The 23,940-nt window shown below is 43.3% G+C and carries 24 protein-coding genes and 1 other annotated feature; of the genes, 18 read left to right on the top strand and 6 right to left on the bottom strand.

Going from position 1 to position 23,940, the window contains the following annotated elements:
• The first annotated feature begins 123 nt into the window (after positions 1-123).
• From greA to GXP75_RS12125, 3 genes are all read left to right on the top strand, one after another.
• Complete coding sequence (gene greA, locus GXP75_RS12115; RefSeq protein ID WP_003325331.1) at positions 124-600, top strand: transcription elongation factor GreA; 477 nt, start codon at positions 124-126, stop codon at positions 598-600.
• A gap of 52 nt (positions 601-652) precedes the next feature.
• On the top strand, positions 653-2,401 hold the full coding sequence (locus GXP75_RS12120) for a peptidoglycan D,D-transpeptidase FtsI family protein (protein WP_242556895.1): 1,749 nt from the start codon (positions 653-655) through the stop codon (positions 2,399-2,401).
• 72 nt (positions 2,402-2,473) lie between these two features.
• Positions 2,474-3,172 (top strand): YrrS family protein, encoded by a 699-nt coding sequence (locus tag GXP75_RS12125; protein WP_242556896.1) that lies wholly within the window; start codon positions 2,474-2,476, stop codon positions 3,170-3,172.
• Positions 3,173-3,221: 49 nt separating this feature from the next.
• Here GXP75_RS12125 and GXP75_RS12130 read toward each other — a convergent pair whose 3' ends face one another.
• A complete protein-coding gene (locus tag GXP75_RS12130) occupies positions 3,222-3,425 on the bottom strand; it encodes a YrzA family protein (RefSeq protein ID WP_003325334.1) in 204 nt (67 codons plus the stop codon).
• A 195-nt stretch (positions 3,426-3,620) separates the two neighbouring features.
• Here GXP75_RS12130 and GXP75_RS12135 point away from each other — a divergent pair, with 195 nt between their 5' ends.
• The 5 genes from GXP75_RS12135 (at position 3,621) to GXP75_RS12155 (ending at position 7,422) form a co-directional block, all read left to right on the top strand.
• Positions 3,621-4,262 (top strand): class I SAM-dependent DNA methyltransferase, encoded by a 642-nt coding sequence (locus tag GXP75_RS12135; protein ID WP_106044058.1) that lies wholly within the window; start codon positions 3,621-3,623, stop codon positions 4,260-4,262.
• A gap of 19 nt (positions 4,263-4,281) precedes the next feature.
• Complete coding sequence (gene mtnN, locus GXP75_RS12140) at positions 4,282-4,977, top strand: 5'-methylthioadenosine/S-adenosylhomocysteine nucleosidase (RefSeq protein ID WP_010789313.1); 696 nt, start codon at positions 4,282-4,284, stop codon at positions 4,975-4,977.
• Positions 4,978-5,039: 62 nt separating this feature from the next.
• Positions 5,040-5,963: an O-acetylserine dependent cystathionine beta-synthase gene (locus GXP75_RS12145; RefSeq protein WP_242556897.1), complete on the top strand. Its 924-nt coding sequence runs from the start codon at positions 5,040-5,042 to the stop codon at positions 5,961-5,963.
• Position 5,964: 1 nt separating this feature from the next.
• The gene (locus tag GXP75_RS12150) at positions 5,965-7,104 is read left to right on the top strand and encodes a bifunctional cystathionine gamma-lyase/homocysteine desulfhydrase (RefSeq protein ID WP_242556898.1); all 1,140 of its coding nucleotides are present in this window, start codon (positions 5,965-5,967) and stop codon (positions 7,102-7,104) included.
• 87 nt (positions 7,105-7,191) lie between these two features.
• Complete coding sequence (locus GXP75_RS12155) at positions 7,192-7,422, top strand: YrhC family protein (RefSeq protein ID WP_003325340.1); 231 nt, start codon at positions 7,192-7,194, stop codon at positions 7,420-7,422.
• A gap of 41 nt (positions 7,423-7,463) precedes the next feature.
• Here GXP75_RS12155 and GXP75_RS12160 read toward each other — a convergent pair whose 3' ends face one another.
• On the bottom strand, positions 7,464-7,943 hold the full coding sequence (locus GXP75_RS12160) for a helical membrane plugin domain-containing protein (protein ID WP_003325341.1): 480 nt from the start codon (positions 7,941-7,943) through the stop codon (positions 7,464-7,466).
• 20 nt (positions 7,944-7,963) lie between these two features.
• On the bottom strand, positions 7,964-10,906 hold the full coding sequence (fdhF, locus tag GXP75_RS12165) for a formate dehydrogenase subunit alpha (RefSeq protein ID WP_242556899.1): 2,943 nt from the start codon (positions 10,904-10,906) through the stop codon (positions 7,964-7,966).
• Between the two features lie 303 nt (positions 10,907-11,209).
• Here fdhF and GXP75_RS12170 point away from each other — a divergent pair, with 303 nt between their 5' ends.
• The 8 genes from GXP75_RS12170 to GXP75_RS12200 all read left to right on the top strand — a co-directional run bounded on the left by GXP75_RS12170 (position 11,210) and on the right by GXP75_RS12200 (position 18,379).
• Positions 11,210-11,578 carry a Na-translocating system protein MpsC family protein gene (locus GXP75_RS12170; RefSeq protein ID WP_061572713.1) on the top strand — a complete coding sequence of 123 codons (369 nt, stop codon included), beginning with the start codon at positions 11,210-11,212 and terminating at the stop codon, positions 11,576-11,578.
• A gap of 265 nt (positions 11,579-11,843) precedes the next feature.
• Positions 11,844-12,644, top strand: a complete 801-nt coding sequence (locus tag GXP75_RS12175) for a formate/nitrite transporter family protein (protein ID WP_242556900.1) — start codon at positions 11,844-11,846, stop codon at positions 12,642-12,644.
• A 159-nt stretch (positions 12,645-12,803) separates the two neighbouring features.
• Complete coding sequence (locus GXP75_RS21425; protein ID WP_277990737.1) at positions 12,804-12,929, top strand: hypothetical protein; 126 nt, start codon at positions 12,804-12,806, stop codon at positions 12,927-12,929.
• Between the two features lie 148 nt (positions 12,930-13,077).
• The gene (locus tag GXP75_RS12180) at positions 13,078-13,227 is read left to right on the top strand and encodes a YrzI family small protein (protein WP_003325347.1); all 150 of its coding nucleotides are present in this window, start codon (positions 13,078-13,080) and stop codon (positions 13,225-13,227) included.
• A 174-nt stretch (positions 13,228-13,401) separates the two neighbouring features.
• Entirely contained in the window at positions 13,402-13,557 is a 156-nt protein-coding gene (locus GXP75_RS12185; RefSeq protein WP_242556901.1) for a hypothetical protein, read from the top strand.
• Between the two features lie 213 nt (positions 13,558-13,770).
• Positions 13,771-14,346: a class I SAM-dependent methyltransferase gene (locus tag GXP75_RS12190; protein ID WP_061572716.1), complete on the top strand. Its 576-nt coding sequence runs from the start codon at positions 13,771-13,773 to the stop codon at positions 14,344-14,346.
• Between the two features lie 258 nt (positions 14,347-14,604).
• The gene (fatR, locus tag GXP75_RS12195; protein WP_242556902.1) at positions 14,605-15,174 is read left to right on the top strand and encodes a transcriptional regulator FatR; all 570 of its coding nucleotides are present in this window, start codon (positions 14,605-14,607) and stop codon (positions 15,172-15,174) included.
• A 37-nt stretch (positions 15,175-15,211) separates the two neighbouring features.
• Positions 15,212-18,379: a bifunctional cytochrome P450/NADPH--P450 reductase gene (locus tag GXP75_RS12200; protein WP_242556903.1), complete on the top strand. Its 3,168-nt coding sequence runs from the start codon at positions 15,212-15,214 to the stop codon at positions 18,377-18,379.
• Between the two features lie 193 nt (positions 18,380-18,572).
• Here GXP75_RS12200 and GXP75_RS12205 read toward each other — a convergent pair whose 3' ends face one another.
• The gene (locus tag GXP75_RS12205) at positions 18,573-19,199 is read right to left on the bottom strand and encodes a 3'-5' exonuclease (RefSeq protein WP_242556904.1); all 627 of its coding nucleotides are present in this window, start codon (positions 19,197-19,199) and stop codon (positions 18,573-18,575) included.
• 176 nt (positions 19,200-19,375) lie between these two features.
• Positions 19,376-20,572 (bottom strand): MFS transporter, encoded by a 1,197-nt coding sequence (locus GXP75_RS12210; RefSeq protein WP_242556905.1) that lies wholly within the window; start codon positions 20,570-20,572, stop codon positions 19,376-19,378.
• A 119-nt stretch (positions 20,573-20,691) separates the two neighbouring features.
• Here GXP75_RS12210 and GXP75_RS12215 point away from each other — a divergent pair, with 119 nt between their 5' ends.
• The gene (locus tag GXP75_RS12215; protein ID WP_242556906.1) at positions 20,692-21,591 is read left to right on the top strand and encodes a LysR family transcriptional regulator; all 900 of its coding nucleotides are present in this window, start codon (positions 20,692-20,694) and stop codon (positions 21,589-21,591) included.
• Positions 21,592-21,625: 34 nt separating this feature from the next.
• Here GXP75_RS12215 and GXP75_RS12220 read toward each other — a convergent pair whose 3' ends face one another.
• Entirely contained in the window at positions 21,626-21,934 is a 309-nt protein-coding gene (locus tag GXP75_RS12220; RefSeq protein ID WP_242556907.1) for a YrhK family protein, read from the bottom strand.
• 260 nt (positions 21,935-22,194) lie between these two features.
• Positions 22,195-22,437 (top strand) — a binding site (T-box leader).
• Between the two features lie 77 nt (positions 22,438-22,514).
• Here GXP75_RS12220 and GXP75_RS12225 point away from each other — a divergent pair.
• Positions 22,515-23,744, top strand: coding sequence for an MFS transporter (locus tag GXP75_RS12225; RefSeq protein ID WP_242556908.1), 1,230 nt, complete (start codon positions 22,515-22,517; stop codon positions 23,742-23,744).
• Positions 23,745-23,940 lie beyond the last annotated feature (196 nt).

Consider the following 23,940-nt stretch of genomic DNA (forward strand, 5'->3'; position numbering starts at 1 on the left):
TAAACAGTACCAATATGGGAGAGAAGAACGAGGACTGCCTGTGTTCTCATTCTTGTATTTTTCAGTTTATGCTCTCATACATAATCGATAATGTTGAGGGACATCCAGAAGGAGTGAAGGGACATGGCACAAGAAAAAGTTTTTCCAATGACAGAAGAAGGAAAACAAAAACTTGAACAAGAATTAGAGTATTTGAAAACGGTTAAACGCAAAGAAGTAGTCGAGCGTATCAAAATAGCGAGAAGTTTCGGAGACCTTTCTGAGAACTCTGAGTACGACTCAGCGAAAGAAGAGCAGGCATTCGTGGAAGGGCGCGTCACCACTCTTGAAAATATGATCCGCAATGCAAAGATCATCGAGGATGACGGCGGCAATTCAAACATTGTCGGTTTAGGTAAAACCGTTACGTTCATCGAACTTCCTGACGGCGATGAAGAATCTTATACCATTGTCGGAAGCGCTGAAGCGGACCCGTTTGAAGGGAAAATTTCAAACGATTCTCCGATTGCAAAAAGTTTGATAGGCAAACAAGTAGGCGATCAAGTGACCGTGCAGACACCAGGCGGCGAAATGCTAGTGAAAATTGTGAAAATTTCATAATATCCGTTTAACAATGAAACACCTCGTCCACAATGTGGGGGAGGTGTTTTTTATGAACGTATCTAAAAGAATGAAGCGGGTTGTGGTTTGTTTTCTTATTGTATTTTTTCTTCTTCTTGTAAGACTCGCGGAAATTCAGTTGTTTTTCACAGAATCATTTTCAAAGCTGAACATTAACCTGATTCAGGAGAGCGTGAACCAACGAACGGAAGAAGTTCTGATTTCTGACGGCAGGGGTTCTTTTCTGGATCGGAATGGCGAGGCGTTAACCGGCAAGAAACAGCCGGCGATCGTCTTATTTCCTTTCCTTATTACGCAGGATTGGCCGATCAAGAAAGCCGCCGATATTCTCGGCATTTCCCAAGATGAGCTACAACACGAACTGAAACAGGCAAAAAAACCAGTCATTTTAAGTAAAAGAACAATAAAAGATCTTTCTAAACAATCTGTTAAACAAATCAATTCTTTGAAATATCCCGGCATTTACGGCGTATATATGGAAGAGGACGATAAACCAAGCCTTGCCTCCCATACCATAGGAATGACCAATCAGGACCCGTCGCTGCTCAGAAGTAAATATCCCGACAAAAATGACCTGCCGATTCAAACCAAAATCGGCACTACAGGCTTGGAACGGACCTTTGATGAATTTTTGCTTCCGGAAAAAGACACCAAGCTTTTGTATCATGTGGATGGAAAGGGAAACCCTTTGTTCGGCATGGACGTCAAATATACAGCGGAAGCCAATTCGTTTTATCCGCTGCAAGTCAAAACAACACTAGATCAGGACATCCAACAGGCAATGGAAGATATTGTTGACAAACAAGGTCTGAAAAAAGGGGGAGCGGTCCTGCTCGATATCGAAAAAAGCAGTGTATTGGGGATGGTGAGCAGACCGAATGCTGATGTATCAAAGCAAAGCACACTGCAAAATTACATGCTGAATCCGATCTATCCGGGGTCCGTGTTCAAAACAGTTATCGCCGCAGCAGCGATTGAACGTGATGCAGTCAAACCGAATCAAACCTTTAACTGCAACCTCAACCTGTACGGCGAACCGGGTGATGACAAAGGCAGCCTCACCTTTGACGAAAGCTTTGCCCAAAGCTGTAATTACACATTTACGAGTCTGGCCGAGGAGCTTATGAAGAAAGACGAAACAGTTATTGAAGACATGGCTGAAAAGCTTGCGCTGACAGATCGTGCCGGCTGGGAAGGGAAACTGTACCACGAATCAGATTTTCGGCAATTTTATAATGAACAAAGCGGTGTAATATGGGGGGATCAAAAGGATAAAACTGTAAAAAAGGCCATTGCCCAAACTGCAATCGGGCAAAAAAATGTAAAAGTCACTCCGCTCGAAGTCGCCAATATGATGGCAACCATCGCCCGCGGCGGTGAAAAAAAACAAGTGAAAATCGCCGATCACATTGAATACAAAAATGGGACCACCATGGTGAACTTTAAAGACCAAAAGATAGGCGGAAAAACGATTGACCGATATACGGCACAGCAGCTACAAAAAGTGCTCCGGCAAGTCGTCACGTCTGAGTCAGGCACAGGCAGAAGGTTTCAGGATCTGCCTTATGAAGTAGCGGGGAAATCAGGTACGGCACAGACAGGCAAGATGTCGAAGGATAAAAAAACGCTTTATCAAAAGTGGTTTGCCGGCTATTTTCCAGCGGAGCATCCTAAATACGCTTTGGTTGTTTTGCACATGGACACGCCGGGAGATAAGGCTCTGACAAATGCAGTGTTTTATGATATTGTTAAAAAAGTACATGAAAATGAAATAAACTAGACATAGAAGAACGTCTCAGCCCATGTTAAAATATATGCTGAGCCAAGAGGGATATAAAGGAGTGCAGAATTATTGAGCAATCATAAACAATCTCGATTTGAAAACCGTGATAAGCGCAGAAAAGCAAATTTGGTGCTTAACATTTTAATCGCAGTCGTTTCTATTCTTATTGTAGTAGTGGCGATTAACCTCTTCATCAACAGTCCTTCAACCAATGATGTTGCTAAGGACACTGAAACGAACCAGACAAAGGAATCTCCTGCATCAGGAAAGACGGAAAAAAAATCAGATGAAGATATAAAAGACAGTAAAAAAGATACATCTGACAGTGACAAAGATTCCGATTCAAAACAAGATGATTCATCGAAAAGTGATGATTCCGATTCGAAAAAAGACTCAGACACGGACTCGGACCAAACAACAGATGACCCATTTAAAGATGCAACAGTAACAGAAGGCGGTTCATCCAGCAATGTGGAAAAAACGATCGTAAACAAAGACTGGAAGGCAGTCGGAACAGAGCAGTCCGGAGAACATACAGCAACATATGACTCTTCTTCACAAGACTGGTCTGAAATGCTCAAAGCTATTTCTTACGCCACAGGGGTTTCAAAGGACCAGATGACGGTACTGTGGCTTGGCAATAACGGAAGCCCTCAGGATGCAAAAGGAAAAATTTTGGACAAAACGAGCGGCGCTAAATATCAAGTAACGATTACGTGGGAAGATAAAAAAGGGTGGAAGCCGACAAAAGTAGAGAAATTAAAATAAACAAAAAGCAGCTGGATGATGTCTCAGCTGCTTTTTTGTTCTCGAAATCTCACGCCTCAGCTGCAAAGTGTACAACTGCGCTATAATAAATTCTGTCATCCACTACCGCACTTTGGTGAGAGACAGAACGTACCCGAAGCAAGATCGCCTGATTGTTTTCGATTTGGGTATTGATTTTCTTTTCAAGCTCCTGTAATGAAGCGGCTTCAAAAAACTCTACTTTATCTTTGATCAGATCCAATTGAAAATTCATCTTAACAGACCCTCCAGCTTTTACAAGATCATATGAAAGTATAAACGGTTCGCTTCATTCAAGCAATATATTTTAATTATCATGACCTGAGATATTTTAGTACCTTCTTCAAAAAAGATATGGTAATATAGGAACTGTTCCATCGATAATTCATACTATACTTATAGGAATTATAAAATATGGAGAGTGAAGAAAATGGGCCGTGAATTTATTCCTTTATTTGAGGATTGGGCAGCTACCTACGACCAAACCGCAAGCGGATTTGATATTGAATATAAAGAAGCCTTCAGAGGCTACGAGCAGATTCTTAATGGCATTGTCACCCGTTCCGGGTCACACGTTTTAGAATTTGGCCCGGGCACAGGAAACTTAACAATCAAATTGCTAGAGGCAGGAAAAACAGTATTTGGTGTCGAGCCGTCTCCGGCGATGAGGAAATTAGCGGCTGACAAGCTGTCAGGCCAATCTCTCATTGTTGACGGTGATTTTTTAGATTTTCCTGAACCGCCCTTTGCTGTCAATACGATTGTCAGCTCGTATGCTTTTCACCATTTAACAGACGAAGAAAAACGGACGGCTGTAAAGCTTTATGGCAAATACCTTAAAAGGCATGATAAAATAGTGTTTGCCGATACCGTCTTTGAACATACTGATGCTTATAAGCAGGCTATCCAAAACGCCCGCCATCAAGGTTATCATCATTTGGCACAGGATTTGGAGACGGAGTATTATCCAACACTTGATACGTTGAAAGAGATTTTTTCAGCTGAAGGATTTGCCGTGCAATTCATTCAGCAAAACGATTTTGTTTGGATATTGGAGGCGATCAAACGGTAAAGTGAAGGGAATGTTATAGATGAAACTAGCAGTCATCGGAGCAATGGAAGAAGAAGTAACCATTTTAAGAAGCAAGCTTGAAAATGCGAAACAAGAAACAATCGCGCATTGTGAATTTACAACAGGGCAATATGAAGGAATCGACGTTATTCTTTTAAAATCAGGAATCGGAAAAGTGAATGCTGCGATCAGCACAACGCTTCTTCTTGATCGTTATAAGCCCGATTACGTGATTAACACAGGCTCAGCAGGCGGATTTCATCATACACTGAATGTAGGAGACGTGGTCATTTCAACAGACGTGCGCCACCATGATGTCGATGTCACCGCTTTTGATTATGAATACGGCCAGGTTCCAGGGCTTCCGGCTGCCTATCTTGCAGATGAAAAACTGATAAATATCACAGAGGAAGCCGCTTCAGAACTGAACGGCATTCAAGTCGCAAAAGGAACAATAGCTACAGGCGATTCTTTTATGAACGATCCTAAGCGGGTGGAAGCGGTACGCGCCATATTCACTGATTTATATGCGGTTGAAATGGAAGCTGCTGCCGTGGCTCAAGTTTGCCATCAATTCACAACGCCATTTGTTGTCATCAGAGCTTTATCAGATATAGCAGGAAAAGAGTCGGATGTCTCATTTGATCAATTTTTAGATCAGGCTGCCCGTCACTCAACAGATCTGGTATTAAAAGTAATCAAACGAATTCATTAAACGGGGGAGCGTTCTCCTCCGTTTTCCCTAAAAACGAACCTCTTTAAAGGAGGAGGACATATATGAATGTCATAACGGACATAACTGAGCTGATTGGAAAGACTCCGCTGCTTCGGCTGACAAACTTTCAGGTCCCGGAGGGTGTTGCGGTTTATGCCAAGCTTGAAATGATGAATCCGGGCGGAAGCATTAAAGACAGACTCGGGGACATGCTGATTCAAGAGGCGCTTGCTTCGGGCAGAATTCAGCCTGGAGGCGTCATTATCGAAGCCACAGCCGGCAATACGGGCATCGGACTTGCTCTCAATGCCAGAAAACACGGATTGTGCGCCATTTTTTGCGTGCCGGAGCATTTCAGTATCGAAAAACAAAAGATTATGCAGGCGCTCGGAGCAAAAATCGTCCATACACCAAAAAAAGACGGAATGCAGGGCGCGATTGAGAAAGCCATTTTGCTGGAGAAGGAAATTGAAAATTCCTATTGCGTTTTGCAATTTAAAAACCGAGTAAATCCATTGACTTACTATAAAACTCTAGGGCCTGAATTATGGGAAGCCCTTGACGGCAATATTCATACCTTTGTTGCCGGAGCAGGCTCAGGCGGCACTTTTGCAGGAACGGCCGCCTTCTTAAAAGAAAAAAATGCTGACATAAAAACGGTGATCGTCGAACCGGAAGGCTCCATTTTAAATGGCGGAGAGCCTCACGCCCATAAGACGGAAGGCATCGGAATGGAATTTATCCCTGATTATATGGATAAAAGCCATTTTGATGCAATTTACACGGTGACAGACGAAAATGCGTTTTCATTCGTTAAAGAAGCAGCGGAAAAAGAAGGACTGCTGATCGGAAGCTCATCAGGAGCAGCGCTTTTTGCGGCCTTGGAAGAAGCGAAGCGAGCGCCGGCCGGCACAAACATTGTCACTATATTTCCTGACAGCAGTGATCGTTATATCAGTAAAAACATTTTCGAAGGAGGAATATAATATGAAGAAAAAAACATTGATGATTCATGGCGGGATTACTGGTGATGAAAAAACAGGCGCGGTTTCGGTGCCGATTTATCAGGTGAGCACTTACAAGCAGCCAAAGGCGGGGCAGCATACGGGTTATGAGTATTCCAGAACTGCCAATCCTACAAGGACGGCTCTGGAAACCCTTATCGCCGATCTTGAAGGCGGTGAGGCGGGCTATGCGTTCAGCTCAGGAATGGCAGCCATCAGCGCCGTTATGATGCTGTTTAACAGCGGAGATCATGTCGTCTTGACAGATGATGTCTACGGCGGAACGTACCGGGTGATGACAAAGGTGCTGAACCGTCTTGGCATCGAATCTACATTCGTTGATACAAGCAGCAGAGAAGAAGTGGAAAAAGCCATTAGGCCGAATACAAAAGCTATTTATATCGAGACGCCGACAAACCCGTTATTAAAAGTAACAAACCTCTCACTCATCGCCGATATCGCCAAGCAGGCAGGGGTTTTATTCATTGTGGATAATACATTCTACACTCCGTACTTTCAGCAGCCGCTCCAATTCGGCGCTGATATTGTACTCCACAGTGCTACAAAATATCTCGGCGGCCACAGTGATGTAGTCGGAGGTTTAGTCGTGACGGCATCGAAAGAGCTTGGGGAAGAATTGCATTTCGTGCAAAACTCCACCGGCGGCGTGCTCGGGCCTCAGGATTCATGGCTACTCATGCGGGGCATCAAAACGCTGGGGCTCAGAATGGAAGCGACAGACCAAAATGCGCGTAAGATTGCAGACTTTCTTGAGAATCATCCCGCTGTTCACACATTGTATTATCCGGGATCTTCCAACCATCCGGGCCATGAGCTTGCCAAAGCGCAAGGTTCAGGATTTGGCGGAATGATTTCCTTTGACATCGGAAGTGATGAGCAAGTAGATGACTTTTTAGGGAAACTGAAGCTGTTTACCATTGCAGAAAGCTTAGGGGCGGTTGAAAGCTTAATTTCTGTTCCAGCCAGAATGACTCATGCCTCTATTCCGCGGGAGCGCCGCCTTGAACTTGGCATCACAGACGGGCTTGTCAGAATTTCAGTCGGTATAGAAGACGCGGAAGATTTGTTAGCAGATTTGGACCAGGCCCTCGCTTCTATATGATAAGGAATGGATAGATTTACATTCTCTGTCGCCTGTCAGGATATATTATAATATTCATATACTATGAATATGGCAGGTGACGCTTTTATGGATAAGAAAAGAATGAAATCTTTGAAAGAGGACTACAAGCATTTTGCGTTTACCTTGCTTGCAGTCAGCACTTTTTTATATATAGGCGCGGTTCTTCCTGATCAAGGCTTGAGCTTAGCCCAAAAATCAATCATGATGATAACGGATTGCTTGTTTCTGACAGGCGCTTTCTTTTGCGTGAATCGTTCACTTATTTACAAAAAACGTATAGAACAAGCGGATGAATAAAAAAAGAGCCATTGTCTGTTTTAAGACAATGGCTCTTTTTGTTAGTCGCGCAATTCTTTTCCCATGCCCTTTAAAAATTGAAGACCGAAGCCGACCGCACGATTAATATCTGGATCGTTCATCGCTTTTAACAGGTCAAGAACGCCTACCTTTTTATCTTCTTTTAAGAAGCTTTGCGCTTGCTCTGTACCTGCCAAGACACTCTCCAAGAGTTTCCCTGTAAAGGCAGGATCAGCTTTTGTTAAAGCCCCGCCTGCTGCCATCATCGTATTGATCAGGTTTGTGACAGGCTCTCGAGAAACTTGACCGAGCGCGATTTTTGCGATTTCTTCCTTCGCTTGCAGCATGCTGTTTGCTGCATCAAATACGCCGAGGCTGTTAAGCTCTCCCATTAATTTCATCGTTTTAGAAACGGAATCTTCGTTTTCCGCAAGCAGTGCTTTTAGTTCTTCAAGTTTTTCAAGCTTTACTTGTTCCTCTGTTTTTGTTTCTTTTTGAATCGTTGAAATAGGTATGGCCATTATCGTTTTCCTCCTTTCTGTCAGTCTGTAAGATGGACATATCCGGGACGGTTCCATTTCCGTTCCGCTTCGACCCCATTTTGCGGATAGCGTTTTTTGTTCCGCGGATTGGTTTTTGGCAGCGGCGGAATCTCACATGAACCAAGCACTTCCATACGGACTTTGGTTTGCTTATAGGCTGGCGTGTGAGTGCGTGTATCGTATGCCGGCCCAGTCAGAAAGTTAATGGCCGAATCTTTGTCTGTTGAATTCATCGGAAGGTACAATTCATTCGAACGAACACGGTCTGTGATCAGCGCATTTAATTTTACCGCGCCATAAGGCGAAACAAGCCGCACCATTGTGCCGTCGCAAACCCCGCGTTCTTTTGCAAGCTCAGGGGAAATTTCAACAAATACATCCGGAACTTTCGATTGGATTCCTTTTGATTTATTGGTCATATTTCCCTCATGGAAATGCTCAAGCATCCGCCCATTGTTGATGTGAAGGTCGTATTCTGCAGGGAATACTGCTGGCTCCACCCAATCGGCCAGCGCAAAGCGGGCTTTTTTATCAGGGAAGTTAAACCCATCTTCATAAAGAAGCGGTGTGCTTTCGCCTGTGAAGCTGCCCCATAGGAAGCTGTTCCAGCCCTCAAGGACATCATAGCTTGCTTTTCCAAACAACGGAGAAAGGCTTGCCATTTCTGAGAAAATGTCGCTCGGATGACTGTAATTCCAGTTAGCGCCCAAACGATTTGCAACTTCTTGAATGATCCACCAGTCCGGTTTCGCCTCACCAAGCGTCGGAAGCGCTTGATACAGTCTTTGTACACGGCGTTCAGTATTTGTAAAGGTTCCCTCTTTTTCAAGAGAAGGAGCGGCAGGTAATACAACATCAGCGTATTGTGCCGTTCTTGAAAGAAAAATGTCCTGTACAACAAAGAAATCAAGGCTAGACAGAATGTCATGGACATGATTGGCGTTTGAATCCACAAGCGCCATATCTTCACCTACAAGATACATCGCTTTCATGCCGCCTTCTTCAATTGAATGAAGCATTTCAATATTATCAAGGCCGGGCTTGCCGTCAATGGTTACGCCGTAAGCTTCTTCAAATTTTGCGCGCGCCTTATCGTCTGTAATGTGCTGATAACCCGGCAGCCATCCCGGCAGCGTGCCCATGTCACAGGCTCCTTGTACATTGTTATGGCCGCGAAGAGGATATGCGCCAGCGCCCGGACGTCGGTAATTGCCTGTAGCGAGAAGCATGTTTGAAATGGCTGCGGATGTGTCGGAGCCGCCTGTGTTTTGGGTAACACCCATTCCCCATAGAACACAAGTGCCGTCTGCATCGCGAATCATTTCTGCAATTTGGATGATCGTCTCTTTCGAAAGGCCTGTAATGCTTTCCGCGTATTCAAGTGTATATTTTTCTAAAGTTTGCTTATAATCGTCAAAGAAGTTTACGTTCTCATCAATAAATGCTTGATCGTGCCAGCCTTGATCGATTATGTATTTTGTCACAGCCATTAACCACACTTGGTCTGTACCTTGCTGTGGGCTGATAAAGAGATCAGAGCGTTCTGCCATTTCGTTTTTGCGAAGATCGGCAACGATGAGTTTTTGGCCGTGAAGCTTGTGGGCCCGTTTCACGCGAGTGGCAAGCACCGGATGGCCTTCCGCCGGATTGGCGCCGACAATGATGACAAGACCGGCTTTTGCAATGTCTTGAATCGTTCCGGCATCGCCGCCCATGCCGACAGTGCGGAATAAACCGTCAGTCGCCGGAGATTGGCAGTAGCGGGAGCAATTGTCCACGTTATTGGTTTCAAAGACCTGACGCGCTAATTTCTGAATCACATAGTTATCTTCATTTGTAATTTTAGAAGAAGAAATAAATCCGACAGAGCCATTCCCGTATTGCTCCTTAATGGCGCCGAGCCTGGTTGCGACAACATCAAGCGCTTCTTCCCAAGTTGACTCGACAAATGTTCCGTTCTTCCGGATTAAAGGTTTGGTGATACGCTCTTCTGAGTTGACGAAATCCCAGCCGAATTTTCCTTTGACACAAGTGGAAATTGCGTTGACCGGTGCGTCAGAAACAGGCTGGATTTTTAATATATCCCGTCCTTTTGTCCAAACCTCAAACGAACATCCGACACCGCAGAACGTGCAGACGGTTTTCGTTTTTTTCGTCCGTGTGTCGCGCATGGCGGCCTCCACTTCAGAGATGGCGAAGATGCTGCTGTATCCTGGTTCAACATTTTTGACAAGATCAACCATCGGCTCCATGACATCTTCTTTAATGCCTGTCATAAAACCTGCTTGGCCGAGCATTGATTTCTCCATAAGTGCGTTACAAGGACACACCGTTACACATTGTCCGCAGCTGACGCATGAAGATTCATTAATCGCCACGCCTTGATCCCAAATGACCCGCGGGCGTTCCCGTTCCCAGTCAATAGATAGTGTTTCATTGACCTGCAGATTTTGGCAAACCTCTACGCACTGTCCGCAAGCAATACACTGGTTCGGATCATAGCGGTAAAACGGATGTGACATATCAACCGCGCATGAAGGATCTTCTTTAGGCGTATAAGGATATTTTTGGTGTTCAATCCCCATCATCTCCGCCGTATTATGCAGCGTACAGTTGCCGTTGTTATTATCGCAAACCGTACAATAGAGCAAATGATTTTCAAGAAGACGGTCCATTGCTTCGGTCTGTGCTTCTTTCACTCGTTCCCCTGAGAGACTGACAGACATCCCGTTTTCAGCAACGGTCGAACAAGACCGCTTCAATTGTCCGTTTACTTCAACGATACAAGTATCACACGTTTGGATTGGATCTACTTCGGGAACATGGCAGATTTGAGGAATCTCAATCCCGTTTTGATTCAAAATGTCTAAAAGCTTAGTCCCCTCTGATGCTTGATATTCTGTGCCGTCTATATTGACGCTGATCGACTTTGCGTCCATCATATTCCCCTCCATCTTTCATAAGAAGTCAAAAAAGCCATGCATAGATACACCGGTCCTGATCAAAAGGCGGTATAAACACACATGGCGGAATAGTTCACTAGCAAGTCTTACTAACAGACCAATCCTGATTTTTATGAAACGATAGATTCATAACACTTTCCTATTACAAATCCATCAACTCTGCTTTTATTATAATGTGATATTTATTATAATACAATATGGCAGGAAAATTTTAACCTAGTGAAATGTAAACAGGGGACCGGGAATGCATAATCAAAAGGCTTGAATCGAAAGGGGTAAAGGATGTCTAAAAAAATTCATGAATTTAACGATATCATTCGTAAGCTTAGAAAAGAATTGTTCGGAAAAGGGCCTGAGCGGATTCATACTGTATTTGTGGAGAATATGGCAGTATCAACTCTTTATGGCAATTTGAGCGCCAGTGAACAGTTTATCGCCCGCACGCCGGAAGGAAAAGAAATGGTGCATGCGGCGCGCACGAGCCTTATTCAGGATCTTTATTCAAAACAAACGCCTGAGGGGATGGAGGAACTGATCGGCGCAAAACTTATCCATTTATTCTCAGACATTAAGATTGAGGAGAATATAGCAGTCTCTGTTTTTGTATTTGACCGAAAGATTGATGATCAAACAGAAGCGGTAAACAGCTGATTAAAATGTTATTGACACGAAATTGTCACATTTGATATGATAATCGTACTACAGTCATATAAGGAAAAAGCAATGGAATGTATGCACGTTCTGTATATGTTCTATGTCAGAAACTTAATTCTGCTTGATATTGTTGTATGGGTATGCATACAAGTTAGGCGGCATTCAAAACTCCTGTGTTACACAGGTTATTTGAGTGCCGCCTTTTTTATTGCGATTCTTTTGTGCACTGTCAAAAATGAAGAGATAATGGAGGCGTTTTAGTATGGCTTTTCGCAGACCGGATGAAATAGCAGATGCTGCGATCGAAGCAGGGGCAAAAAAAGTAAATCTTCCTATGCCGTCACTGCTTGTATTGGGATTTTTAGGAGGCGCATTTATCGCTCTCGGCTATTTGCTTGATATCAGAGTGATCGGGGATCTTCCAAAAGAATGGGGGAGCCTGTCAAGCTTTCTGGGAGCTGCGGTGTTTCCCGTTGGATTAATACTTGTTGTTCTTGCGGGGGCTGAATTGATTACAGGAAATATGATGTCTGTGGCAATGGCCTTATTTTCAAGGAAAATTTCTGTATCACAGCTCGTGATCAACTGGATAATCGTGACATTGATGAATTTGGTCGGCGCTCTGTTTGTCGCTTATGTTTTCGGACATCTGATCGGTTTAACAGAAACAGGACCTTATGCAGTTAAAACCATTGCGGCCGCACAAGGAAAACTGGATTTATCTTTCGGCCAAGTTCTCATTTCCGGAATAGGGTGTAACTGGCTCGTCTGTCTTGCTGTATGGCTTTCTTTCGGTGCTGACGATGCTGTAGGAAAAATAGCAGGAATCTGGTTTCCGATAATGGCCTTTGTTGCAATTGGATTCCAGCACGTAGTCGCCAATATGTTTATCATTCCGGCCGCTATTTTTGCAGGCTCCTTTACGTGGACGCAATTTATTGGCAATCTGATCCCCGCCTTTATCGGCAATGTTATCGGGGGAGCGCTTTTCGTCGGACTTATTTATTTTATTGCTTATCAAAAAAAGGACCGCTCAACAAAAGAAATGAAGAAAGTGTCTTAAGCATATAAGGAGCCTCGGCGGTCAAACATCTTGGCATAGGGACAAAGCCATTGAATGAATGGCACAAATAAAGTCCATTTATTGAAAAAATTGTTTACAAAAAGGAATTTGATGGATATACTTACAAAGTAAGAGAAAAAGCAAAGGAGGTTGAATCAAATGACAATGCTAAAAAGATGGGAACCTACGCAAGGCGCAAGACATATTTATGCAGTTGATCATGATACATTCAGCCTGTGGAAGAGTACGTGTCCTTCCTTAACCGATGCTTATTGCACGTTTTAAACTCGGATTAATCGGACCATACGCTACTCCCCGCAGGAGAAGAAGCTTTATTGCTTTCTTTCGTCTGCGGTTTTGTTTTGCCCGCAGCAGAAGGATAGATGCCGCGGGTTATTTCGCTTTGTGCGAACACTGAAAGGGGGTGAGCGATATGACCATTAACCTTTTCTTTTTAACATTAACGATTAAAAAGCGACGTAAAAGTCTGGAAGAGTATGAACAGGAACAGCAGATTGAACGATTTTACAACGAAACGAAAGAAACGCAGCTGAAACACCTTTACTTGACGAATTGGCGCTAGGCGGGTAAGAAAAAAACAAAAGGAGGAGATGGCATATGTTTAGAATTGAATTATTGGTTCATTACACGATGGAGAAGGACCAGGTTTAGCTGGTGATAAAAAGAGCCGCGGTCATATCTTGCCATCCCGCATATGATAAAAAAGCAGTATTATTTTATCTAAGCAGGTGATGGCATGAACAACAATCAAAAGAGAATGCCTTCGATTGGGCATGGCTATACTTCCATACCGCACTCCTTTAAGCACGGTTATGGCAACCCGTACCGCCGGCAAAGGTTAGCGGCAATGCAGCAGCAGAGAATGTATATATCCCCATATTATTGGTATTAGAAAAGCGCGGAAAACTTCTGTTTTCTGCGCTTTTTTTGTATCTGGACTTCTTTTCTAAAACATGAATGTTCACTTAGATCGAAACATTTCCATAAAAGTGACCGTCTAGTTGTTATCTTCATCAATGCTCAATCAAAAGTGATGAGGTAAGGAGAAGTTTTTATTATATAAAAATAGTAAATAGACCAATGAAACCAAAAGCGGGTGTTGCAAATGCTGCAAAATAGAATGAGAAAGCCTACTGCTGCTTTAAAGACGATTATGGCAAAATGCTTTGCACGTGAAAATACACGTAAAAAAATCATTCAATATATGATGTTTGATTCTATAGATATACAGGAAAATGACCGAATTTTAGAAATTGGCACCGGAAGCGGTGAGGTTTTTAAAAAAATAACTGATAAATTAGAAAAAGGAAGCCTGAAAAGCATTGAGCCTTCTAAAAGAAGAGTAAGGCGGGCGACTCGGAGGAATTCAGATAATCGCAAAAATGGGCGCGGGGAAATCGTATATGGAAAGCCGGAAAGCATTCCATTTGCAGACCGTACTTTTAATAAAGTGTTTTCTTTACATACGGTTCAATCGTGTACAGATGTAAAGCTGGCATTAAAAGAAATTTACCGGGTGCTGCAGGTTGACGGCCGCTTTTATATCAGCATAAGTGCGGCAGACAAACCAGCAGCAGGATTAGACGAAAAGAAGATCATAACGTTATTGAATGAACAATATTTTAGAGACATTTCTGTTACACGGCGTGATGATTGTCTTTGCATTATCGCAGTTAAATAGAAAAAATTTCTTGGGAAATATTCCGAACTGCACTTCAGCATTCAGCTCTTTCTTCTGGGAGTATTGAGGGAGTGACCAGCAGGCATCAGTTTGGGTATATTTCCTTAATTTGATAATATCTGTCCGACATTTATATTAAAAAAAGTTTTTTTCATATAGACTATAAGCAGAAGCAGACTTGATAGTGATCCAGATAAAACAATTTGTGAACAAGAGGAATGAATATTCATTCCGTAAATGGCGGATACGGAGGTTTCAATGACAACTGCACTTAATAAGTATGACATGATCTTGAAGGCGTCACTCTCTCTATTTACTGAAAGAGGCTTTGACGCCGCCACGATTCCTATGATAGCCAACAGGGCTGATGTAGGAGCAGGCACTATTTATCGTTATTTTGACAGTAAAGAAACGCTTGTAAATGTATTGTATCAAGAGAGCGTGCAGCGCTTCACAAAGAAAGTGAGGAAGGATTTTTCAAGCATCCCGGTACGGGAAGGTTTTGAACACATTTTTTATTGCTTAATCGATTTTACAAAAGAAAGCGAGTATGCGTTATTCTTTCTGGAAACAAAGAAGAATTCACATTATTTAAATCAAACAAGCAGGCAGCTTCTTGATCAGCTGCTTCATATGCTGGATGACTTTTTTAATCGTGGAAAAAGTGAAGGTGTGATTCGTTCCTTGCCGTCGAATGTTTTGATAGCGATTGTTCTCGGGGCTTTTCTTAATATATATCAGTTAGTGCAAGCGGGTGATGTAGAGATAAGCGCTGAACTGATCACTGAGTTGGAGCAATGCTGCTGGGATGCTATTAAACTTCATTGATTTTCTGCGAAGAGCATAAATGGAAAGGAAGATGGTTATGAAACAAGCAAGCTTAATTCCGCAGCCGAAAACATACGGACCTTTGAAAAATTTGCCGCAGTTAGATAAAGAAAAGACCTCGCAATCCCTTTGGCGGATAGCTGATGAATACGGACCGATTTTCCGGTTTGAATTTCCGGGAGCCGTCGGCGTTTTCGTTTCCGGCCATGAACTGGTTGCCGAGGTGTGTGATGAATCTCGTTTCGATAAAAACCTGAGCAATAGTTTGCAGAAAGTCCGTGAATTTTCCGGAGACGGCCTATTTACAAGCTGGACTCATGAACACAATTGGCAAAAAGCCCACCGTATCCTTTTGCCGAGCTTCAGCCAAAAAGCGATGAAAGGCTACCATTCGATGATGCTTGATATTGCTGAACAGCTGATACAAAAATGGAGCAGGCTCAACCCGAATGAAGAAATTGATGTTGCCGAAGATATGACTCGGCTGACGCTTGACACAATCGGGTTATGCGGATTTAACTACCGTTTCAACAGCTTTTATCGGGATACGCAGCATCCTTTTATTACAAGTATGCTTCGCGCTTTGAAGGAGGCCATGCGCCAAACGCAAAGGCTCAGTCTGCAGGATAAATTGATGGTCAAAGCAAAGCAGCAGTTTCAGCATGATATTGAAGTCATGAACGCGCTTGTGGACAGAATTATCGCCGAACGAAAAGAAAACCCGGATGAAAATGTGAACGACCTTCTATCTTTGATGCTTCATGCCGAAGATCCGGTAACAGGAGAAAGGCTTGATGACGAAAATATCCGGCATCAAATTATTACGTTTCTGATTGCGGGACACGAAACAACGAGCGGCCTGCTTTCCTTCGCTATATATTGTCTGCTCAAAAATCGAGATAAACTGGAAAAAGCCTGCCAAGAAGCAGAGCAGGTATTAACTGGAGATACGCCGACATATAAACAAATTCAACATTTAAAATATATCCGGATGGTTTTAAATGAAGCCCTGCGTCTATATCCGACAGCTCCTGCATTTTCAGTCTATGCAAAGGAAGATACGGTTTTAGGAGGACGATATCAAATCAGCAAAGGACAGCCCGTTTCTGTGCTGATCCCGAAGTTGCATCGTGATCAAAGTGTCTGGGGAGAAGATGCCGAAGATTTTCGCCCTGAACGGTTTGAGAACCCGTCCGACATACCGAATCACGCCTATAAACCGTTTGGTAACGGGCAGCGCGCCTGTATCGGGATGCAGTTTGCGCTTCAGGAAGCGACAATGGTTCTCGGGCTTGTTCTCAAGCATTTTGAATTGATCGATCACACCGATTATGAGCTGAAAATAAAAGAAGCATTAACAATTAAGCCGGACAATTTCAAAATCAGGGTAAAACCAAAGAAAAACGCACCGAAGTCGTTCTCAAAACAAACGGCAGACCAAACAGAACAAACAAATAAACGGGCGGAGACAGCAGCCAAACCATCTCATGGCACGCCTCTCCTCGTGCTGTATGGGTCAAATCTTGGCACGGCGGAAGGACTGGCGGAGGAGCTTGCAGATATCGGACGCTATCAAGGCTTTCAGACTGAGACGGCACCGCTGGATGATTATATTGGAAATCTGCCCGATAAAGGTGCTGTGGTAATTGTGACCGCCTCTTACAATGGTGCTCCGCCAGATAATGCGGCAGGCTTTGTGAAATGGATTGAAACCCTTGAAGCGGGTGAATTGAAGGGGGTCAACTACGCCGTGTTTGGCTGCGGAAACCGTAACTGGGCCGGTACATATCAGCGAATTCCCCGGCTCATTGATGAAACGCTGGCTGAAAAAGGAGCAAATCGTCTGATACCGATCGGTGAAGGCGATGGAGCGGATGACTTTGAAAGCAGCCAAGAAGAGTGGGAGCAAAGGTTTTGGGAAGATACGCTGAAGGCCTTCCATCTTCAAGCGTCATCTGCAAAAGAAGAGAGACCGGCTCTGTCGATTGAGTTTATGGGTGAAACGATAGGTACCCCGCTCGCTAAAACATATGACGCTTTTGAAGCAATTGTCGAGGAAAATCGGAAGCTTCAAACGAATACCAGTCCTCGCGACACGCGGCATATCGAATTACAAGTGCCTGTTGCCGAAGACTATAAAGAAGGCGATCATATCGGGATCCTTCCGAAAAACAGCAAGGAGCTTGTCGGCAGAGTTATCAAGCGTTTCGGCCTGGCGACGCACAGCCTTGTTAAAATCAGCGGCGGCCGGAATGTATCCCACCTTCCTTTAGAACAGCCGATCAATGTAGCTGACCTTTTATCGTCAAATGTAGAACTGCAGGAGCCGGCTACACGGGCGCAGCTTCGAGAGCTTGCCGCATATACAGTGTGCCCTCCGCATAAGAAAGAACTTGAGATGCTTCTTTCTGATCAGGCATATAAAGATCAAGTGCTGAAAAAACGTGTTACAATGATTGACCTATTAGAGGACTATCCGGCATGTGAAATGCCGTTTGAACGATTTTTGGAGCTGCTGCCATCATTAAAGGCGCGCTACTATTCTATATCAAGCTCGCCCAGAGTTTATCAACATAAAGTCAGTATCACAGTGGGAGTTGTTGCATCTCCGGCCTGGAGCGGCCGCGGAGAATATCGGGGAGTAGCCTCAAATTATTTAGCCGGGCTAAAAGCCGGGGACCGTGTGGCCTGCTTTATCAGAACGCCTCAATCAGGCTTTCGTCTGCCTGAAAACTTTGAGACACCTCTTATCATGGTCGGTCCCGGAACTGGAATTGCGCCATACAGAGGGTTCATTCAAGCGAGAGGTGTATGGAAAGAGAAGGGGAATAAACTTGGCGAAGCCCATCTGTACTTCGGCTGCCGCCATCCGGAACAAGATGATCTTTACAGAGAAGAACTTGATCAAGCAGAAGAGGCCGGCTTAGTAAATGTGCACCGCGGCTATTCACGCAGAGAAACGGAACCAAAAGTGTATGTTCAGCATCTGTTAAAACAAGATGCTGAACAAGTCATTGCATTGCTTGATCAAGGCGCTTATTTTTACGTGTGCGGAGATGGCAGCCGAATGGCTCCTGAAGTAGAAGAAACGCTCCGTGAAGCTTTTGAAGCTGTAAAAGGAGAAAGCCGTAAAGCCTCAGCAGAATGGATCAGCAAACTGCAAGAAGAGGAGCGATATGTGAAAGATGTCTGGACAGGTGTATAATTAGGTAATTTGTAATATAAAACCCGCCGATCTGATGAAGATGGCGGGATTTTTTATCATATAAAAGTATAAAAAACCGGCGCGATATTTGAAATCTACTGATTAAAAGGATAGTTATAGGGAGTATCGCGCCGGCCTTAGTATTATTATCGTACAAAAGATACAAAAGTTTAATATTTTTTGTGCTTTTTACTTAACTATTCTGTTTGGATGGTTTTCTAGTCTTTGATTTTGGCTTGATCAGACGGGAAGGTGTATAACCACCCGCATACAGTGTGCCTTTTTTGATGTCCAGATGATTCAATAGTTCTGTAAAATGAAGGGCTTTATACTGTTCTTGAATATGTAAAAAGATAAGCATGGCAGCCTTCGAGTCTTCCCGGGCATTATGGTGGTTAAACCGGAAGTTGATTCGATCGGCGAGAAAGGAAAGTTTATAGCTTTCAAGTTCCTTCCAGTGTCTTTTGGCCATTTGCAGAGTGCAAGTATATTCAAATTCCGGGTAATCTAAACCATAGTCATCAAGTGTGCTTCGCAAAACACTGATATCAAAGCTCGCATTATGGGCAATGACAAGACCGTTTGTCAAATACGGCTCTATTTCAGGCCAAAGCTCATCAAAACGCGGCTCATTCGCCACCATGTTTTCATCAATGCCATGCAGAGCGGTATTAAACGAATGAAATCTATTCTGTTTGGGCTGAATCAGCCATTCATGATTCATAACAATGCTGTTATTTTCAAATATGGTCATTCCTAAAGAACAAGCACTGTTTCTGGAAGAATTGGCCGTTTCAAAATCAATGGATACAACTCTCATTTTAATCCTCCTGAATAAGCTATCTATTTCATAATCTATCATTTGAGCGGTTAAAGCAGAAAAACTGCCTGAGCCATAAGTATACAGGCTGCTGCTGCTTTTAAACAGCAAATTGCACAATATCTGAGTGCAACAAAAGAAAAAGGGTTCATAGAAACAGAAAAGCAGCCATATTGTTATGCCTGCTTTTCTTTGTGATGTGCAGATTCAGCGAGTAAAATAACCGGATATGAGAGAAGAAGCAAACCAGTGATAAATGCAATGATTCCAAGCCAATGAAAATGGGTCCAAAAGAATCCGCCGATTGATCCGGCTAAACTGGAGCCGAGATAATATGCCAGCAAATAAAGAGAAGATGCTTGAGCGCGATATTCAGCCGCGGCACGTCCGACCCACGAGCTTGCGATAGAGTGAGAGCCAAAGAATCCGAAAGTAAAGACTGCGATTCCGGCGATCTTCAGAGTAAGCTGGGGGAAAAGTGTCATCAATGCGCCCCCTCCCATTAGGGCGATTGAGACTTTAATTGTTTCAGAGCTGCCATAACGGTCCGCTTTTTTTCCCATGTAAACAGAACTGAAGGTTCCGGCGAGATAGACAACAAAAATGAATCCTACTATTGTTTGCGACAGATGATAAGGAGCGCCCATTAATTGAAAGCCGATGTAATTATATAACGTGACGAAGCTGCCCATTAAAATAAACCCAAGCGAGATTAAAAGCAGCAGACGCTTATAGGCAAAGACAGCGCAGTATTCCTTAAATGCCATTTTCAGACTGACATGCCTTTTAACCGAATGTCGGGGAGCAGGAAGCAAAACCCAGAACAGATAGCTTAATATAATTGATAATATGCCGATGATCCCGAGCGCTTGCCGCCAGCCGAAAAGGTCTGTCAGCAGCCCCGTTAACAGCCGTCCGCTCATACCGCCTATACTCGTGCCGCTAATATAAAGACCCATCATTTTTCCGAGCCCTTTAGGATCAAATTCTTCCCCTACATATGTCATGGCGATAGCGGGCACGCCTGCGAGAAAGACGCCAAGCAGCCCTCTCATCGCCAACAATGCTGAAAAAGTGGGACTGAAGGCGGTCAGCAGGCCGAGAATCGATGTGGCTGACATCGAAATCACCATCAGTTTTTTTCTGCCCAGCCCGTCTGATAAAGACGCGGCCGCCAATAAAGAGAACGCTAAAACACCGGTTGAAATTGACAACGTGAGACTTGCTGCGGCCGCAGATATATGAAATTCCTTTGCAAACAAAGGCAAAAGCGGCTGCGTCGTATACAGCGTGGCAAATGTGACAAAACCGCTGATAAATAGAGCCCAACTCGCTCTCCGATAATCGTTCGTATGAGGCTGAATGAAACCCATGATGTCCCTCATTTCTTAGATTTGGTTATACCATCCATCCTACGCTTCACATTGTTATGTGTCTAATTTATAATTGCTATCAATATGATGTGTTTTTGTTATGATTGGGGGATTCAAAAATGGAGCTTCATCAGATAGATAACTTTATCGCTGTAGCCAAACATCAGCACTTTACAAACGCCGCACGGGAGCAAAGAATTTCCCAGCCGGCTCTTAGCAGATCCATTCTGAAACTTGAAGAAGAGCTGGGTGTTCCTTTACTCACCAGAACATCGAAAGCTGTCAGGCTCACAAGGCACGGCGAGCAGTTTCTGATAAAAGCAAGACAGGCGCGGCGCGCGCTTAATGAAGGGATTGAACAAATTGAAAAAAGCATGAGCCTTGAATATGGAGAAATATCGGTTTCTTTTTTACATACACTCGGCTCTCGGCTCATGCCGCAGCTCATTGCGGAATTTAAGAAGCATTATCCGCACGTCACTTTCAGGCTTTACCAGGGGGCAAACGAAACGCTTCATCAAATGGTAGAAACGGGAGAGACGGATATTTGCCTGAGCTCACCGCCTCTTCCAAACGATTTGCTGGAATGGACGATTTTAGATAAAGAACCTTTATATTTGGTTCTTCCCGAAGCTCATCCGCTGGCAAAGCAAAAGGAAATTGAGATTCAAAGCTTACAGCATGAAGACTTTGTAGGCTTTAAACACGGATATGGACTGAGATATATGTTCGATCTCATGTGCAACGAGCTGCAAATCAGCCCGCAGCTTGCCTTTGAAGGGGAAGAGGTCTCAACTATACTCGGCCTGGCAGCCTCAGGATTAGGCGCGGCTGTATTGCCGAAAACCCCGGAACACCAGCACTTTCCTGTTGTGTTTTGTCATGTTGCTGATTATAAATGCGAGCGCACCATCGCCTTAGCCCAGCTGAAGGACCGGGATTTGCCCCCGGCGGCCCAGTGTTTTAAAAGCTTTGTCATTGATTTTTATCGACGGCACAAAGACCAGAGCTCCATGTAGGTTCTGGTCTTTGACTTTCCATACAAACAGCCAATCAATCAAAAGACTGGCTGTGATCAGCTGCTGATGTATGTGGCTTATACCGTTTTTTAAGATGTTTCCGATAATGAAAATCGTGGATCAGACGGATCGTAGGCCTGATCAAAAGCAGGAAGCTTCCGATTACAAACAGCCATATTCCCGCAGACTTCATTTTTTCAGAAAAGAAAAAAAAGCTTCCGACAAGAAATAATACGCCAATCATAAAATCATTTACAGTATAAAGGACCTTATATCTTTTTTTGAAAAATATCTCATATCGTTCCATACGAGCCTTCATGTCACGCTCTTCTTTGTGTTCCATTGACCTTCCTCCAATCTGTTTTTTTGTTTCCCAGTTTTAAATGGCTGCTAAACATGTATGTTTGTAATGTATTGATCATTCTGAATATTTACCTTGAACAATATATTAAAGAGTGTCTGTTACTGATCAAAACAAAGTGACACAGTCTCCTGCGGATAAGCAGCAGTGGGGATGTAAACGCATTTGTTAGAAATTTGTATTGACGTATAAAGGAAAGTAAGGTAATTTATAATGAATTAAAAATATAAATATTTCCATATATATAAGCGATGAAGAGAAGAGTAAATACATTTATTCTTTACAGAGAGCTCCGGAAGCTGGAAAGGAGCATGAGTGAATGTATTGAACCAAGCCTCTCAGCTTCACATCGGAATCCTTACAAGGAAGATGGTGTGACAGGTACTCCTGTTATCGAGAAGGGTAATCTTAGTTACCTGCTAAGGTTTGTATGGTGACATATAAACAAACTGAGGTGGCACCACGGGAAAAATCTCGTCCTCAAGACATGACGTCTTGGGACGGGATTTTTTTTATTTTGTATAAAGGGCGAAAGCTTTCGTAAGGGGGAAGGAAGATGCGTATGAAAAGATTAATAAAATCTTGGAAATATCCCGCGTTTCTCTTGGGGGCAATTGGAATTTCAACTATTGGTGAATGGATTTATTTTATATCCCTCAATCTCATTGTCCTTAAAGAAACCGGTTCGGCTTTGGCGGTGTCAATCCTTTATATCTTAAAACCGCTGGCTGCTCTGTTCACAAATGTCTGGTCCGGAAGTTTAATAGATCGTTTACAGCAACGAAACCTCATGATTGCATTAGATTTCATAAGAGCTGTATGTATTGCGGTGATTCCGCTCCTTCTCTCCATATGGCCTGTCTATTCAATTTATTTCATTGTCTTTTTCATCAATATGGCAAATTCTATGTTCAGACCGGCCTCTATGGCTTATATCACCAAATTAATTCCCCCTGATCACAGAAAGCGATTTAACTCCCTTCGCGCCTTGCTTGATTCCGGAGGCTTTCTGCTTGGTCCGTCTATTGCGGGAATGCTCTTTTTAATAGGCACCCCGATATTTGCCATCTATATCAATGCGTTTGCTTTATTGATATCAGGAGTCATAACTTCGTTTATGCCCAAGCTCGAAAAAAGGGCTGCAATAACAGAAAAGCTTTCTGTTAATCTGATAAGAAAAGATTGGAATGTTGTGATCCGATTCAGCCGCAAAAATAGCTATATCATGTGTATCTATTTTTTATTCACTTATGTGTTAACAGTCATGATGACAGCTATAGATTCGCTTGAAGCCGCTTTTTGTAAAGAAATTCTTCAATTATCTGACACAGACTATGGATTTCTTGTCAGTGTGGCAGGAGCTGGAATTATCGTCGGGGCTTGTGTGAATTCTGTTTTTGTAAAAAAACTGCCCACTTCTTTATTAATGGGGCTGGGTTCATTATTTGTCTCAGCCGGCTATATCATCTACGCCTTTTCAAATGTCTTTCTCATGGCGGCATGCGGCTTTTTTGTTCTCGCTTTTTTCTTAGCCTTTGCTAACACAGGTTTTATGACCTTTTATCAAAAAAACATACCGGCGGAAGTGATGGGAAGGGTAGGCAGTATATATGCGTTGAGTGAGGCCGCATTAATAATCATTGCCACACTCTGTTTTGCCATCGGTGCCCAGCTTAAATCTATTCAGTTTGTTGTCATTCTCGGAGCTGTCATCATGTTTTTATTTTCAATCATATTATGTATATTTCTGTTTCAGCCGAAAAGGGCAGGGACGCATGAGACATCCATTTAGAAAGAGCAAAAAGCAGCAGATAATGTAATTAATCTGCCGCAAGTTTTTTGAAGGATGACTGACATGAGGCGAAGTCGCTTTTATCATTTCCCCTTCGCAATTTCCCTTATTTCAAAATAGAGATTGGAAAATTATCAGATTCTATATATACACCAAAAGATCCGCCAGTTTTGGTTCTTTTGTTTTCTAAGAAAAA

It is taken from the genome of Bacillus sp. HU-1818 (genome assembly GCF_022695965.1).
GTDB classification, from domain to species: Bacteria; Bacillota; Bacilli; order Bacillales; family Bacillaceae; genus Bacillus; species Bacillus atrophaeus.